Source organism: Nonomuraea insulae, assembly GCF_042656245.1.
In genome coordinates this window covers 39,273-52,476 of sequence record NZ_JBHSPA010000135.1, presented here as the reverse complement: position 1 = coordinate 52,476, position 13,204 = coordinate 39,273, and the positions used below count along the sequence as shown (strand labels likewise).

Genomic DNA, 13,204 nt, shown 5'->3' with positions numbered 1-13,204 from the left:
GGGGGCTTATGATCGGCCGGGACACTTTGGGGGAGGGGAGGGCCTGTGAACGTCACCGAACGGGCCGAGTTGGTCGTGGTCGGCTTCGCCGTACGCACGACCAACGCCGATGAAATGGATCCGGCGCGGGCCAGATTGCCCGCGCTCTGGCAGCGAGTGGGGGCGCCGGGGGCTTTCGCGCACGTTCCCGGTCGCGTCGACGAGAACCTCTACGCCGTGCTGACCGACTACGAGAGCGATCACCACGGTGCCTACACGCAGATCGTCGGCACCGGTGTGCGCACCGTGCCGCGGCTGCCGGAGAGCATGGTGGCCGTGCGCGTGCCGGCCGGGCAGTCGCTGAAGCTGGAGGCCCGCGGGCCGATGCCGCAGACGCTGGTCGAGGCGTGGCAGCAGTTGTGGAAGCACAGCGAGTCGGGCGGCACGCCGGCGCGGGTGTTCACGACGGACCTCGAGGTGCATCACCGGGACGGCGTGGACCTGTACATAGCGATCTGAGGCAGATCTGAGTCGGATCTGAGTCAAACGCCGAGCACGACGGCCGCCGCCTCGACGGCCGTCGGCTTGACCACCTCCAGCGGCAGGTGCGCGTATTCCACCGCGCAGTCGGACATGCCGCCCAGCGCCACCGTCGCGCGGATGTGCTGCTCCTGCGTCAGCTCGGGCCCGAGCAGCATGGCGATCAGCTGCCGCCGCCAGTCGAACATACGCGTGCCCAGGTCCAGGTAGCTCATCGTGGACAGCTCGCGGATCATCATGACGAGCACGTCGCGGTGCCGCCAGATCAGCTCGAAATAGTCGTCGAGCAGCGCGCGCGGGTCGCCGGGCCCGCGGTCGCCGACGAACCGCTCGATGTCCTCCACCATCGGCTGCACGATGCTGCGCACCAGGTCGTCGCGTGAGGCGAAGTGGTAGTAGAGCGCCGGCTTGGTGATGCCCAGCCGCTCGGAGATCTGGCGCAGGCTGGTGTTCTGCACGCCCTGCTCGACGAACAGTTCGCGGGCCACCGCCTGGATGCGGGCCTTGGTGTCACTGGGCATGGGTCCAAGAATATCCCTTACCTACCGTTAAGTTAGCGCCCGTGCTAGCGTACTTACTTAACGATAGGTAAGGAGGGGTGATGAGAGTCCTCATCTCGGGCGCGAGCGTGGCGGGGCCGGTGCTGGCGTACTGGCTGCGCAGGTACGGCTACGAGGTCACCGTCGTCGAGCGGGCCCCGACGCTCAGGAAGGCGGGCGGCCACGCGGTCGACCTGTTCAGGCCGGCGATGGACATCGTCGAGCGGATGGGCGTCCTGGAGCCGGTGCTGGCCGCCAAGACCGGCACGCAGTGGCTCACCATGCGCAGACAGGGCCGGGCGCGGCCGGTGGAGCTGGAGTTGCGCCGCGTGATGGCCGCCGTCTCCGACCGGCACGTCGAGATCATGCGCGACGACCTGAGCGAGATCCTCTACGACGCCACCCGGCACGACGTGGACTACGTCTTCGGCGACTCCATCGCCTCCATCTCCGAGGACGGGGAGGTGGCGTTCGACAGCGGCAGGACCGGGGTCTACGACCTCGTGGTCGGCGCCGACGGCCTGCACTCCAACGTGCGCCGCCTGGTCTTCGGCCCCGAGTCGCGGTTCACGACCTGGATCGGCGCCCACCTGGCCGTGGCCTCGGTGCCGAACTTCCGCGGGCTCGACGATCGGATGGAGTGCGTGGCGGGGGTGGGCTGGATAGCCGCTCTGTACAGCGCGGTCCACATGGACGACGCGCGGGCAGGCTTCTTCTTCAGGACGCCGGAGCCGCTCGACCTCCACCACCGGGACGTCGCCGGGCAGAAGGCGCTGCTGCGCGAGCGCTTCGCGGGCATGGGCGGGCAGGTGCCGCGGATCCTGGAGGAGGTGGAGCGCACGCAGGCGTTCTACTTCGACTCGATCACCCAGCTCCGCATGGACACCTGGTCGCGCGGCCGGGTGACGCTGGTCGGCGACGCCGGTTACTGCCCGGGGCCCGCGGTCGGGGGGAGCACGAGCCTGGCGGTCGTGGGGGCGTACGTGCTGGCGGGCGAGCTGGCCGCGCACGGCGGCGACCACACGACGGCCTTCCCCGCCTACGAGGCCGAGCTGGGCGAGTACGTGCGCCGCAGCCGCGCCTTCGCCGTCCGCGCGGCCAGGAGCATCGTGCCGGGCAGCAGGTTCGACCTGTGGGCGCTCACCCAGGGCATGCGGCTGGTGAACCACCTGCCCGTCGCGCTGACCAGGGCCGCGGTCAAGACGGGCAGCAAGGGCGTGCGGCTGCACGACTCGATCGCGCTCAAGGACTACGCAGCACGACAGGGAACGACGTCACACCCCTGACGAAGGCGTTCGGCAGGATCCGCGGCCCTTCCGCGTCGGCCCAGGTGGCCGCTCCCACCCGGTCCAGCCACTCCTCGAAGAAGATCCGCAGCTCCAGCCTGGCCAGCGCCGCTCCCAGGCAGAAGTGCGTGCCCAGCCCGAACGCGATGTGCCCGCCCGGCTTCCTGGTCACGTCGAAGACGTCCGGATCGGCGAACACCTCGGGGTCCCGGTTCGCCGACCCGTACATGAGCAGCACCTGCTGCCCCTCCCCGATCCGCTGCCCGTGCAGGGAGGTGTCCCCGGTGGCCGCGCGGCACATGTTGAGCACCGGGGTGGTCCACCTGATGAACTCCTCCACCGCCCCCTCCATCAGCCCCCGGTCGGCGCGCAGCAGCCGCCACTGGTCCGGATGGCGGATCAGCGCGTCGATCGCGGTGGCGATGACCGTCCTGGTGGTCTCGGCGCCCCCGTCGAGCAGCAGCAGCGCGTCGTTGGCAAGGGACTCGTCGTCGTAGCCGGGCGTGGCGCACCACAGGGACAGCAGGTCGTCGCGCGGTCGCGTCCGGCGCTCGGCGGCCAGGTCCAGCACGGCCTGCCCGTACTCGCCCGCGGCCACGGCGGCCTCGTGCGTGACGTACCGCAGCCCGCCCCCGGCCACGATCGTGGTCTCGGACCAGTGCTTGAGCCTGGGCCAGTCCTCGTCGGGGAACCCGAGCAGCCAGCCGATCATGCGGGCCGGCAGCGGCGCGGCCAGTTCGGGCACCACGTCCACGGCGCCCTTCTCCAGGGCGCGGGTGAGCAGTTCGACGACGACCTCGCGGACGCGGGCGGCGTACCTCTCATGTACGTGGCGGGGCGTGAAACGGCGGTAGACGAGCCGGCGGCGCTCGGCGTGCTCGGGGTCGTCCAGGCCGATCATCGACGGCTCAGAGGGCAACTGGGGGCGGTAGCCGACGGTGCTGGTCCACAGGCGGGGGTCGCGTTCGACGGCCGAGATGTCGGCGTGGCGGGAGATGCCCCACAGGCCGTTGCCCGCGTCGTGGTAGACGGGGGCGTTCTCGCGCAGCCAGGCGTAGACGGGGGAGGGGTCACCGGCGTACAGGTCGCCGTCGAGTAAGTCGATCATGCGAGCACTCCTTGACCGCGTAGCTTGTCCGCCTCCTCCCGCGACAGGCCCCAGCCGGACAGGTCGGCCAGATGGGTGGCGGGGGAGAGGTCCTGGGCGGGCACCCCGAGCAGGCGGGGCGCGGGGACCGGGTGGGTGACGTCGCCGACCTGGACGAACGAGCCCCGGGCGGCGTTGTGCGGGTGGGCGGCGGCCTCGGCCATGGACAACACCGGCGAGACGCAGGCGTCGGAGCCGTCGAAGACCGCCTCCCACTCGGCTCGCGTGCGCTTGCCGAACTCCTCGGCCAGGCGGGCCTTGAGCGCGGGCCACTGGGCCTTGTCGTTCCTGTCGGGCAGGTCCGTGAGGCCCATGCGGGTCACCAGCTCCTCCCAGAACCGCGGCTCCAGCGCGCCGACGGCCACGTGCTCGCCGTCGGCCGTCTCGTACGTGTCGTACTGCGGGGCGCCGGTGTCGAGCAGGTTGGTGCCCCGCGGCCCCCAATGGCCGCCCTGGACCGCCTGGTAGAACATCGAGAACAGGATCGCCGCCCCGTCCACCATGGCCGCGTCGATCACCCTTCCGAGGCCGGTGCGCTCCCGCTCGAACAGGGCCAGCAGCACCCCGTACGCCAGCATGAGCCCGCCCCCGGCGAAGTCGCCCAGGATGTTGATCGGCGGCGTCGGCCGGTCGCCCTCGTGCCCCAGCATGGACAGCACACCGGAGATCGCGATGTAGTCGATGTCGTGCCCGGCCGTCGGGGCGAGGGGGCCGTCCTGCCCCCACCCGGTCATCCGGCCGTAGACGAGCCGTTCGTTCACCAGGTGCAGGTCGTCGGGCCCGATGCCGAGCCGCTCCGCCACGCCGGGACGGAACACCTCGATCACCACGTCCGCGTGGCGGACCAGCTCCTTGAACGCCGCCACGCCCTCGGGCGTCTTGAGATCCAGCCCGATCGTGTGCTTGCCGCGGTCCATCACATCCGCACGGGGCCGGTCGGAAACCGCCTTGACCCGGTCCACCCGCAAGACCTCCGCGCCGTGATCGGCTAGCATCATCCCAGCGAAAGGCCCAGGGGCGAGCCCCGCGAGCTCCAGCACACGCACTCCGGACAGCGGACCCCGGCGAACCTCAGGCATCGACCTCTCCTTGTCGTGGATCCCGCCCAGTGAACCACCTCAGTAGAACAACATTCGGTGATCTGGTGCAAGCGGCCTTTCCGACCTGCCCGCGAAGGTGTGGGGAGATATGGGAAACTTGCCCACTGTTCGGGTGGTCAACAGGGGTAGGACATGGTTTCGGATGGCAACCGGCTCATCGCAGGGCGTTACCAGTTGCTGCGCGAACTGGGCCGCGGGGGAATGGGCGTGGTCTGGGAAGGCCGCGACACACTTCTCAACCGGCAGGTGGCGATCAAAGAGGTGCTTCTGCCCGACGGCTTGTCGCCGGGCGACCAGGAGCGCCAGCTTTTAAGAACCGCTCGCGAGGCGCGCACGGCGGCCAAGCTGAACCATCCCTCCGTCGTCGCGATCTACGACGTGGTCGAGGAGGGCGGCCGGCCGTGGATCGTGATGGAGCTGGTCAGTCACCCGTCGGTCGAGCAGGTCGTGCTCACCACGGGCGCGCTCCCGGTGCGGGAGGCGGCGAACCTGGGCAGACAGGTGTTGTCCGCCCTCAGGGCGGCCCACGAGGCGGGCATCCTGCACCGCGACGTCAAGCCGAGCAACATCCTGCTCGCCGACGACGGCCGCGCCGTGCTCATGGACTTCGGCATCGCCACCGTCGAGGGTGACGCGTCGCTCACCAGCACCGGCATGGTCACGGGCTCGCCGAGCTTCCTGGCGCCAGAACGGGTCCGCGCCGAGACCGCGGGACCGGAATCGGACCTGTGGTCGCTGGGCGCCACGTTGTACGCGTGCATGGTCGGCCGCTCGCCGTTCGAGCGCGGCGACCCCATGGCCACGCTCAACGCGCTGCTCACCGAGGAGCCCGACTACCGCAGGATCCCGCCGATCATGCATCCGATCCTGAAGGGCCTGCTCCAGAAGGAGCCCAGGGACCGGGTGGGCGCCGAGGAGGCCGACCGGCTGCTCGGCGTCATCGTGGCGGCCAAGCCCGCGAGCGCCGACCTCGACTCCCCCCGGGAGAAGAAGCGCGAAGGGCCTGGCAGGGCACTGGTCGCGGTGGTCGCGGCGGTGGTGCTGGTGATCACGGGCGGCGCGGTCGCGTACTTCAGGATGGCCTCGCCGGCCGAGGGCGCCCCGCGCGCCAGCACACAGCCGGCCGCGGCGACCAGCCCGCTCACGCCGACGGCGGAGCCCAGCGCGACACTCTCGCCGTCCCCGACGCCGACCCCCAGCGTGAGCAGGATCGTCCCGGCGGTACGCGCGTGGAAGTCGCGCGACGGCTGGTCGATCATGCGGCCGACCGGCTGGCGGGGTGCACGCGCCGAGGCCGTCACGGAGTGGACCCGCAGGGACGGCAACGCCCACGTCGGGGTCGAGTCCATTTACTCCAGCACCGACATCGACCAGCTCGTCCGCGACTCGGAAGCGGCCTTCCAGGACAACGCCCAGAACGTCGTCAACCGCGCCCGCAGGACCGTCAGGCACCAGGGCACCAGGGCGGTGGAGTGGGAGTTCTCCTGGACGGCGGGCGAAGCGGGCGCCGCGCCGTGGGCCCGGCCGGGCGTGCGCTACCACGAGGTACTGAGGGCCGTCGCGATCGGTGACACCTCGTACCTGTTGTCCTGGACTGTCACCGAGCCTCAGTGGCAGCGCAACAGGACCCTGATGCGGCAGGTGATCAACAGCTTTACTGTGGGGGCATGAGCCCCTGGAACCTGCTCGCTCTTCCGCCGCTGCCCGAAGAGCTCATGCGCCGCCTGCTCGCCCCGCTCGGCGACCGGGTGAGCGTACGCGTCCCCGCGGACCGCGACAGGAAAGCGCTCCTGGCGGCGCTGCCCGAGGCGGAGATCGTGCTCGGCGACTGGACGGGCACGCTCGTCATGGACGCCGGCGCGGTCGCGGCGGCGCCCCGGCTGGCCTTCGTGCAGCAGCCGTCGGTGGGCGTGGACGGCCACGACCAGGCCGCCCTGGCCGCGGCCGGCGTGCCGCTGGCCAACACGCCCGGGGTCAGCGCCGTGGCGGTCTCGGAGTGGTGCCTGGCCGCCGCGCTGTCCCTGTCGCGCAGGCTGGGCGCCGCCGACGCCGCCGTACGCGCGGGCGAGTGGCCCCAGCAGGGCCTGCAGCCGCACGAGCTGCGCGGCCGCCACGTCGGCATCGTCGGCTACGGCGCGATCGGCGCCACCTGCGCGCAGATGTTCCGCGCGCTCGGCTGCGAGGTGTCCTACTGGACCCGCACGCCACGTGAGGACGCGGGCTACACAGACCTGGACACGCTCGTGACCTCGTCCGACATACTGATCGTCGTGATCGCGCTGTCGGAGGAGACCCGCGGCCTCGTCGACCCCGCGCACATGAAACAGGGCGCCCTGCTGGTCAACGCGGCCAGGGGTGGCGTGGTGAACCAGGGCTCGCTCGTCACCGCCCTGCGCGAGGGCCGCCTGGGCGGGGCCGCGCTCGACGTCTTCGACGTGGAGCCGCTGCCCGCCGGCGACCCGCTGCGGGACCTGCCGAACGTCCTGCTCTCCCCGCACGTCGCGGGCGTCACGCCGGAGGCCACCGGCCGCCTGCTCGCCGTCACCCTGGACAATCTCACCGCCGCCGTCGAGGGGCGAGAGGTGGACAACGTGGTGAACGGGGTGGCACCCGTGATCAACAGGAAGTTTACCCAATCGCCTACCACGTAAGGGGTCCACCTGGCACGATGAACAGTTTTCGTGTCTTTAACGACCCCGGTCTGTTCCAGGTCGCCCGTGGGAGATACCGTCTTACGGACGATCTCTACCGGCTCAAGGGGGTGCTCTCGTGAACGAGCGAATGAATCAGATGCGGCACGACTTCCTCGTCGCGGCCCCGACGAAGGAGGGGCGGCCGTGACGACGACGATGTCGGCACATGAGCGGGCAGTAGAGCAGATCCGGCAGTCGTACGCCGAGATGCCGGGTGACGCCACTCCCCGGCTGGCCAAGGCCACGTCCAACCTCTTCAGGTTCCGCGACGGCGGCAAGACGGCCAAGCTCTCGGCCCGGGATCTCGACCAGGTCATCAGCGTCGACCCCGAGACCATGACGGCCGAGGTCCAGGGCATGACCACGTACGAGCACCTGGTCGACGCCACGCTGCCGCACGGGCTCATGCCCTACGTGGTGCCGCAGCTCAAGACCATCACGCTCGGCGGCGCCGTGACCGGGCTCGGCATCGAGTCCACCAGCTTCAGGGACGGGCTGCCGCACGAGTCGGTCGAGGAACTCGAGATCCTCACCGGCGACGGGCGCATCGTCGTGGCCCGCGACGACAACGAGCACAGCGAGCTGTTCCGCTCGTTCCCCAACTCCTACGGCACGCTCGGTTACGCTCTGCGCATCAGGATCAAGCTTCGCAAGGTCCAGCCGTACGTGCACCTCACCCACGTCAAGTTCACCGACGCGGGCAAGTGCATGCTGGCCATGCAGGAGATCTGCGACAGCATGGTCCACGACGGCGAGGCCGTCGACTTCGTGGACGGCGTCTTCTTCGAGCCCGGCGAGATGTACATCACGCTCGGCCGCTTCGCCGAGCGCGCGCCCTACATCTCCGACTACACCGGGATGCGCATCTACTACCAGTCGATCAGGCAGCGCAGCCGCGACTGGCTGACGATCCGCGACTACCTGTGGCGCTGGGACACCGACTGGTTCTGGTGCTCGCGCGCCTTCGGCGTGCAGCAGCCGGTCGTCCGCTCGCTCATGCCGCGCCGCTGGATGCGCTCCGACGTCTACCGGCGCCTGGTGGCGCTCGACAGGAAGCACGGCGTGACCGCGCGCGTCGACAGGTGGCGGGCCCAGCCTGTGCAGGAGTCGGTCATCCAGGATGTCGAGGTCCCGATAGAGCGCGGGGCGGAGTTCCTGGAGTTCTTCCATGAGAAGGTCGGCATGACGCCGGTCTGGATGTGCCCGCTGCGGGCCGGGTCGCGATGGCCGATCTACCCGCTCGAACCGGGCAAAGTCTACGTCAACTTCGGATTCTGGGGAATGGTCCCGCTGCCACGGGGGCAGTTCGACGGTTACTACAACCGGCTCATAGAGCGTTCGGTCCACGACCTCGATGGCCACAAGTCGCTCTACTCGACCTCGTTCTATGCCCGTGAGCAGTTCTGGCGGCTGTACAACGGCGACGCCTATTGGCCGGTCAAGCGGGAATACGACCCGAACGGTCGCCTGCTGGACCTGTACGAAAAGTGTGTACGGGGAAGGTGAGTCGATGGCTCTGGCAACCATCTTTGAAAAGATCGTCGGCACGGACGCGAACCTCGCGTTCATGGCCTACGACGGCAGCAAGGCGGGGCCGGATGGCGCCGACCTGGCAATCGAGGTCAAAACCCCGATCGCGGTGGCCTACCTGGCCCACGCCCCGGGTGAACTCGGGCTGGCCAGGGCGTACATCTCCGGTCACCTGGACGTCCACGGCGACTTGTACGCGCTGCTGGACCGGATGTGGAACATCACCACCAATGATCTGACCACGTCCGAGAAGCTCGCCGCCGTCCGCTCGCTGGGCGTCAAGCCGCTCCTGATGCGCGTTCCACCGCCGCCGCAGGAGATGCGTCAGAGCGCCCTGGCGAGGCTGGGCTCCCGGCACGCCAAGCAGCGTGACGCGGAGGCCATCCACCACCACTACGACGTCTCCAACCGCTTCTACGAGTGGGTCCTGGGCCCGTCCATGGCCTACACCTGTGCCTGCTTCCCGTCGGAGGACTCGACGCTGGAAGAGGCCCAGTACGCCAAGTTCGACCTGGTGGCCCGCAAGCTCGGCCTGGAGCCGGGGATGCGGCTGCTGGACGTCGGCTGCGGCTGGGGCGGCATGGTCATGCACGCCGCCAAGCACTACGGCGTCAAGGCCCTCGGCGTCACCCTGAGCCGCCAGCAGGCCGAATGGGCCCAGAAGGCGATCGCCGACGCGGGTCTGCAGGACCTGGCCGAGGTCCGCTTCATGGACTACCGGGACGTCAAGGAGTCCGGCTTCGACGCGGTCAGCTCCATCGGCCTCACGGAGCACATCGGCAAGGGGAACGTGCCGTCGTACTTCGAGTTCCTGTACGGCAAGCTCAAGACCGGCGGCCGCATCCTGAACCACTGCATCACCCGCCCCACCGGCAAGGAGAAGACGTTCAACAAGGGCGGCTTCATCAACCGCTACGTCTTCCCTGACGGGGAGCTGGAATCGGTGGGCTGGCTGATCAGGCAGATGGAGGACCTCGGCTTCGAGATCCGCCACGAGGAGAACCTGCGCGAGCACTACGCCAAGACGCTCCGCCACTGGTGCGACAACCTGGACGCCAACTGGGACGACGCGGTCCAGGAGGTCGGCATGGGCACGGCCAGGGTGTGGGCCCTGTACATGGCGGGCTGCATCGTCGGCTTCGAACGCAACAAGGTCCAGCTCCACCAGGTGCTGGGCGTCAAGCTGGACCAGCAGGGCCGCTCCGGCGTCCCGCTCCGCCCGGCTGTCGACTGGCCCTGACAGCGAGGACCTCGCATTGGGGGGCGCTTTCGCGCCATAGCGATTGGCTCGGACCCTGCCCCCCAGGGGCTGCGCCCCTTCGACCCCTAAGGGCGCGGTCCTCGCTTCGCTCGGGCGTACTCATCCGGGGGATCGAGGCTGCGCCTCGATCCCCCGGATTCCCGTGTTCGTTGCCCGGGTTCCGGGAGGGCCGGCGGGACCCCGAATGAGGGCGGTTGGTCATGCCGCGCCAGGTGGGGAGCTTCGCCGGTGGGGCGGCGGGGTCATGAGACCGATCATGGCTTCGTAGGCGTGAGCCAGGCTGGAGGAGAAGTGGCCGGTCCTGGTCAGGCACGAGCGGGCGGCCGAATGGCTGCGGGCGCGGACAGCGGCCATTCAGAAGGGTTGCATCTGATCGATCACCCTGGCCGCGATCCCGATGATCGCCTCCACCTTGGGTATGTCGGCCCGGACGTCGTCCGCACTGAACCGTGGAGAACCCAGCCGCGGATACTCGGCCTCATTCCGCCGCCGCCGCATCCGGTCGAACGGCCTCAGGCTCTTGCCCAACGGCGGGTCGAGTTGCGATACGACCGCTTCGTACACCGCGATGTGACCACCGCGGCTGCTCGCCCTGAGACCCTGGTTCTCCAGGATGGCGCCCAGCGACTTGCGCGCCGCGTCATACAACAGCTGATAGGCGCCGATCGGATCCGATTCCATCGCCAGACGGGCCGTCGCCACGTGCCTTTCGGCCTGATTGAGTAGATCGTCGGCCTGTGCGCGACTGGCACTGACCTTCTCGAGCTCGCCGCGGCCCAGCATGCCCTCGAGGGCGGCGCGGCCCTGTTCCCACCTCATTGACCTTCATCCTTGTCGATCTCGACGCGTACGAGCGGCCGGGCCTTGACCGTTTCCAGAAAGGGATCACCCTCCGGAGATTCCCACTCGCCGCGGCTCAGCCGACGGATGTTCACCTCTCTGCCGAGTTGTCGCTCCGCCGCCCTGGCGGCCTCGTAAAGATCATCTTCATCCGCGGCGCCCACGACAAGGACGTCCACATCGTTGGGCACCCTCCCGGCCTCGCCCGAGTATCGTGCGGCCCACGAGCCGTAGATGAACGCCTCCTCAACCCCGCCGACGCCGGCCAGTTGCTCGCCGAGCACGGCCACCGGACCATAGGTCAACGCGAGCAACTCGGTCAGAGGCCGGGCGACGACCACGTCGGTGTCCGCGCGGATCATGCGCATGTTGCCGAACTTCCGCGTGACGAGCAGCCCCGCGGCGGCCAAGCGGTCGACCTCGCGGGTCACGGCCGAAGGTGAGACCCCGAACCTCCTCGCCAGATCGACCTGGGCGTACTCCCCACCCGGATGCAGGAACAACCAGGCCAGGAGCTCGCCCTGGAAGGCTGAGCGCAACAAGGGCAGCAAAGTGGGCGGCGGTCGTTTCATAAACTGAAAGGTAGCTTGCAAGTTACGCAAGTTCTACTGACTCGGCCTGCTCTCCGTTGGACGCTTTCGACCCCGTGCAGTAGTGCCTGTCCTTGGCATGTCGTCCCTTACTGGGATGATCATCCGCCGCGGCGGAGTCCTCACGGGACTCCTGCGGCTGCTCCTTGGGATTGCGGGGCTTCGCGTGCCTGCCCACGTGCCTCTCCTTCAACTCTCCCAACTGCTTAAAGTGACCGTATGGCTACAGTCGGCATCGGGGCAAGCCGGTTCCGGGTGAAGATGAAGCAGTTTCCACGAGGGAGAGATCGGCCCGGCAACCCCTGACCTGTCGCCGGGCCGATGGACGGGGAACGGGTCAGGAGCAGGCGGTCCCGTTCAGGGTGAAGGCGGAGGGCGGGGAGGTGTTGCCGCCGTGGGTGGCCTGGAAGCCGAACGAGGCCGACGCTCCGGGCGCGACCGTGCCGTTGTAGGTGACGTTGCGTGCCGTCACCTGGCCGGTGGTGGGGGAGAGCGTGGCGTTCCAGGCGGAGGTGACCGTCTGGCCGGCGGGCAGGGTGAAGGCCAGGCTCCAGGAGGAGAGCTGGGTCGTGCTGGTGTTGGCGATCGTGACGGCGGCCGTGAAGCCGGTGTTCCAGGTGCTCATGGTGTACGTCACCCGGCACGCCCCGGTCGGCGGCGGTGTGGGTGAGGTGGTCGGGCCGGGGCCTCCGCCTTCCGACAGGCCGAAGAAGTCGATCACCGCGGCGGCCATCCCGCTCTGCGGCAGGCTGTGGCCCACGCCCTGGATGCTGATCGCCTCGACCGGCGCCATGGTGCCTGTGCTTCCGTACCGGGTCCTGGTCCAGCCGGACCTGGGCTGGTCGGTGAGGCTGGGGGTCTGGCTCAGGCCGTGGACGTTGGTCCACTGCTTGATCTGCTCCTGGAAGTTCGGGTAGCGCAGCGTGGCGTCCTCGGTGCCGTGCCAGGTCTGCATGCGCGGCCTGGCGCCGCTGTAGCCGGGGTAGGCCCCGCGTACGAGGTCGCCCCACTGCTGCGGGGTCTTGGTGACCTGGCCGTTGGCGCAGGCGCTGTTCCAGCTGGAGCCGTCGGTGGTGGCGAAGCAGGCGAACGGCACGCCCATGAACGCCGCCCCCGCCTTGAACACGTCGGGGTAGTCGCCCAGCAGGACGTTGGTCATCATGCCGCCCGACGACGCGCCTGTGACGAAGGTACGGGCGGGGTCGGCGTTGTAGCGCTGCTGGACGTACCTGACCATGGAGACGATGCCGACGGGGTCGCTGCCGCCGTCGTGCCGCAGCGCCTGCGGCGAGGAGACGTCGAAGCAGGAGCCGCTCCTGGTCGCGGACGGGTAGATGACCACGAACTTGTACCGGTCGGCGAGCGAGGCGAACTCCGTGCCCGAGTAGAACGCCGGGCCGGATCCGGTGCAGTAGTGCACGGCCACCAGCACCGCCGGCCGCGCCGGCACGCCGTCGGGGACGTACAGGTGCATGCGGAGGCTGCTGGGGTTCGTGCCGAAGCCGGTCACCTCCGTGAGCTGGGCCGACGCGGCAGGGGGTGCGGTGATCAGGCCGGCGGTCACGAGCGCCGCGGCGGCGATCATGGCGCTGACTATGCGAGCTTTCAGCTTCATCGAGGTCCTCTCGCTCTGCAGCCGAAATATTGCGAGTGTCCACAGAAAATTTCGGCATGGCAATATGCCAGGTGCGGGAGGAGC

General features: G+C 69.3%; 12 protein-coding genes. 6 read left to right on the top strand and 6 right to left on the bottom strand.

Features of this window, described 5'->3' with window-relative positions:
• The first annotated feature begins 45 nt into the window (after positions 1–45).
• Complete coding sequence (locus tag ACFPZ3_RS68285; RefSeq protein WP_379525016.1) at positions 46–498, top strand: GyrI-like domain-containing protein; 453 nt, start codon at positions 46–48, stop codon at positions 496–498.
• Between the two features lie 23 nt (positions 499–521).
• Here the strand turns inward: ACFPZ3_RS68285 and ACFPZ3_RS68280 are convergent, their stop codons facing one another.
• On the bottom strand, positions 522–1,040 hold the full coding sequence (locus ACFPZ3_RS68280; RefSeq protein WP_379525015.1) for a TetR/AcrR family transcriptional regulator: 519 nt from the start codon (positions 1,038–1,040) through the stop codon (positions 522–524).
• 80 nt (positions 1,041–1,120) lie between these two features.
• On the opposite strand from ACFPZ3_RS68280, the gene ACFPZ3_RS68275 reads away from it, so the two are divergent.
• Positions 1,121–2,344: an FAD-dependent monooxygenase gene (locus tag ACFPZ3_RS68275; protein WP_379525014.1), complete on the top strand. Its 1,224-nt coding sequence runs from the start codon at positions 1,121–1,123 to the stop codon at positions 2,342–2,344.
• Here ACFPZ3_RS68275 and ACFPZ3_RS68270 read toward each other — a convergent pair.
• Positions 2,301–3,452 (bottom strand): cytochrome P450, encoded by a 1,152-nt coding sequence (locus ACFPZ3_RS68270; protein WP_379525013.1) that lies wholly within the window; start codon positions 3,450–3,452, stop codon positions 2,301–2,303. The two genes, ACFPZ3_RS68275 and ACFPZ3_RS68270, sit on opposite strands and share 44 nt — an antisense overlap.
• On the bottom strand, positions 3,449–4,570 hold the full coding sequence (locus ACFPZ3_RS68265; protein WP_379525012.1) for a CaiB/BaiF CoA transferase family protein: 1,122 nt from the start codon (positions 4,568–4,570) through the stop codon (positions 3,449–3,451). The genes ACFPZ3_RS68270 and ACFPZ3_RS68265 overlap by 4 nt, the downstream gene beginning before the upstream one ends.
• A gap of 153 nt (positions 4,571–4,723) precedes the next feature.
• On the opposite strand from ACFPZ3_RS68265, the gene ACFPZ3_RS68260 reads away from it, so the two are divergent.
• The 4 genes from ACFPZ3_RS68260 to ACFPZ3_RS68245 all read left to right on the top strand — a co-directional run bounded on the left by ACFPZ3_RS68260 (position 4,724) and on the right by ACFPZ3_RS68245 (position 10,054).
• Positions 4,724–6,262 (top strand): serine/threonine-protein kinase, encoded by a 1,539-nt coding sequence (locus tag ACFPZ3_RS68260; protein ID WP_379525011.1) that lies wholly within the window; start codon positions 4,724–4,726, stop codon positions 6,260–6,262.
• Positions 6,259–7,242 (top strand): NAD(P)-dependent oxidoreductase, encoded by a 984-nt coding sequence (locus tag ACFPZ3_RS68255; protein WP_379525010.1) that lies wholly within the window; start codon positions 6,259–6,261, stop codon positions 7,240–7,242. Before ACFPZ3_RS68260 ends, ACFPZ3_RS68255 begins: the two co-directional genes overlap by 4 nt.
• A 198-nt stretch (positions 7,243–7,440) precedes the next feature.
• Positions 7,441–8,790, top strand: coding sequence for an FAD-binding oxidoreductase (locus ACFPZ3_RS68250; RefSeq protein ID WP_379525143.1), 1,350 nt, complete (start codon positions 7,441–7,443; stop codon positions 8,788–8,790).
• Positions 8,791–8,794: 4 nt separating this feature from the next.
• Positions 8,795–10,054 (top strand): class I SAM-dependent methyltransferase, encoded by a 1,260-nt coding sequence (locus ACFPZ3_RS68245; RefSeq protein ID WP_379525009.1) that lies wholly within the window; start codon positions 8,795–8,797, stop codon positions 10,052–10,054.
• A 375-nt stretch (positions 10,055–10,429) separates the two neighbouring features.
• Here ACFPZ3_RS68245 and ACFPZ3_RS68240 read toward each other — a convergent pair whose 3' ends face one another.
• The 3 genes from ACFPZ3_RS68240 to ACFPZ3_RS68230 all read right to left on the bottom strand — a co-directional run bounded on the left by ACFPZ3_RS68240 (position 10,430) and on the right by ACFPZ3_RS68230 (position 13,120).
• Entirely contained in the window at positions 10,430–10,894 is a 465-nt protein-coding gene (locus ACFPZ3_RS68240) for a HEPN domain-containing protein (protein ID WP_379525008.1), read from the bottom strand.
• Positions 10,891–11,487: a MarR family transcriptional regulator gene (locus ACFPZ3_RS68235; RefSeq protein ID WP_379525007.1), complete on the bottom strand. Its 597-nt coding sequence runs from the start codon at positions 11,485–11,487 to the stop codon at positions 10,891–10,893. The genes ACFPZ3_RS68240 and ACFPZ3_RS68235 overlap by 4 nt, the downstream gene beginning before the upstream one ends.
• A gap of 355 nt (positions 11,488–11,842) precedes the next feature.
• Positions 11,843–13,120, bottom strand: coding sequence for an extracellular catalytic domain type 1 short-chain-length polyhydroxyalkanoate depolymerase (locus ACFPZ3_RS68230; RefSeq protein ID WP_379525006.1), 1,278 nt, complete (start codon positions 13,118–13,120; stop codon positions 11,843–11,845).
• Between the last annotated feature and the right edge of the window lie 84 nt (positions 13,121–13,204).

Excerpts from the sequence above, each read along its gene's own strand:
- ACFPZ3_RS68280 (WP_379525015.1), bottom strand. The coding sequence starts at position 1,040 with ATGCCCAGTGACACCAAGGCCCGCATCCAGGCGGTGGCCCGCGAACTG.
- ACFPZ3_RS68275 (WP_379525014.1), top strand. The coding sequence starts at position 1,121 with ATGAGAGTCCTCATCTCGGGCGCGAGCGTGGCGGGGCCGGTGCTGGCG.
- ACFPZ3_RS68270 (WP_379525013.1), bottom strand. The coding sequence starts at position 3,452 with ATGATCGACTTACTCGACGGCGACCTGTACGCCGGTGACCCCTCCCCC.
- ACFPZ3_RS68265 (WP_379525012.1), bottom strand. The coding sequence starts at position 4,570 with ATGCCTGAGGTTCGCCGGGGTCCGCTGTCCGGAGTGCGTGTGCTGGAG.
- ACFPZ3_RS68260 (WP_379525011.1), top strand. The coding sequence starts at position 4,724 with ATGGTTTCGGATGGCAACCGGCTCATCGCAGGGCGTTACCAGTTGCTG.
- ACFPZ3_RS68255 (WP_379525010.1), top strand. The coding sequence starts at position 6,259 with ATGAGCCCCTGGAACCTGCTCGCTCTTCCGCCGCTGCCCGAAGAGCTC.
- ACFPZ3_RS68250 (WP_379525143.1), top strand. The coding sequence starts at position 7,441 with ATGTCGGCACATGAGCGGGCAGTAGAGCAGATCCGGCAGTCGTACGCC.
- ACFPZ3_RS68245 (WP_379525009.1), top strand. The coding sequence starts at position 8,795 with ATGGCTCTGGCAACCATCTTTGAAAAGATCGTCGGCACGGACGCGAAC.
- ACFPZ3_RS68240 (WP_379525008.1), bottom strand. The coding sequence starts at position 10,894 with ATGAGGTGGGAACAGGGCCGCGCCGCCCTCGAGGGCATGCTGGGCCGC.
- ACFPZ3_RS68235 (WP_379525007.1), bottom strand. The coding sequence starts at position 11,487 with ATGAAACGACCGCCGCCCACTTTGCTGCCCTTGTTGCGCTCAGCCTTC.
- ACFPZ3_RS68230 (WP_379525006.1), bottom strand. The coding sequence starts at position 13,120 with ATGAAGCTGAAAGCTCGCATAGTCAGCGCCATGATCGCCGCCGCGGCG.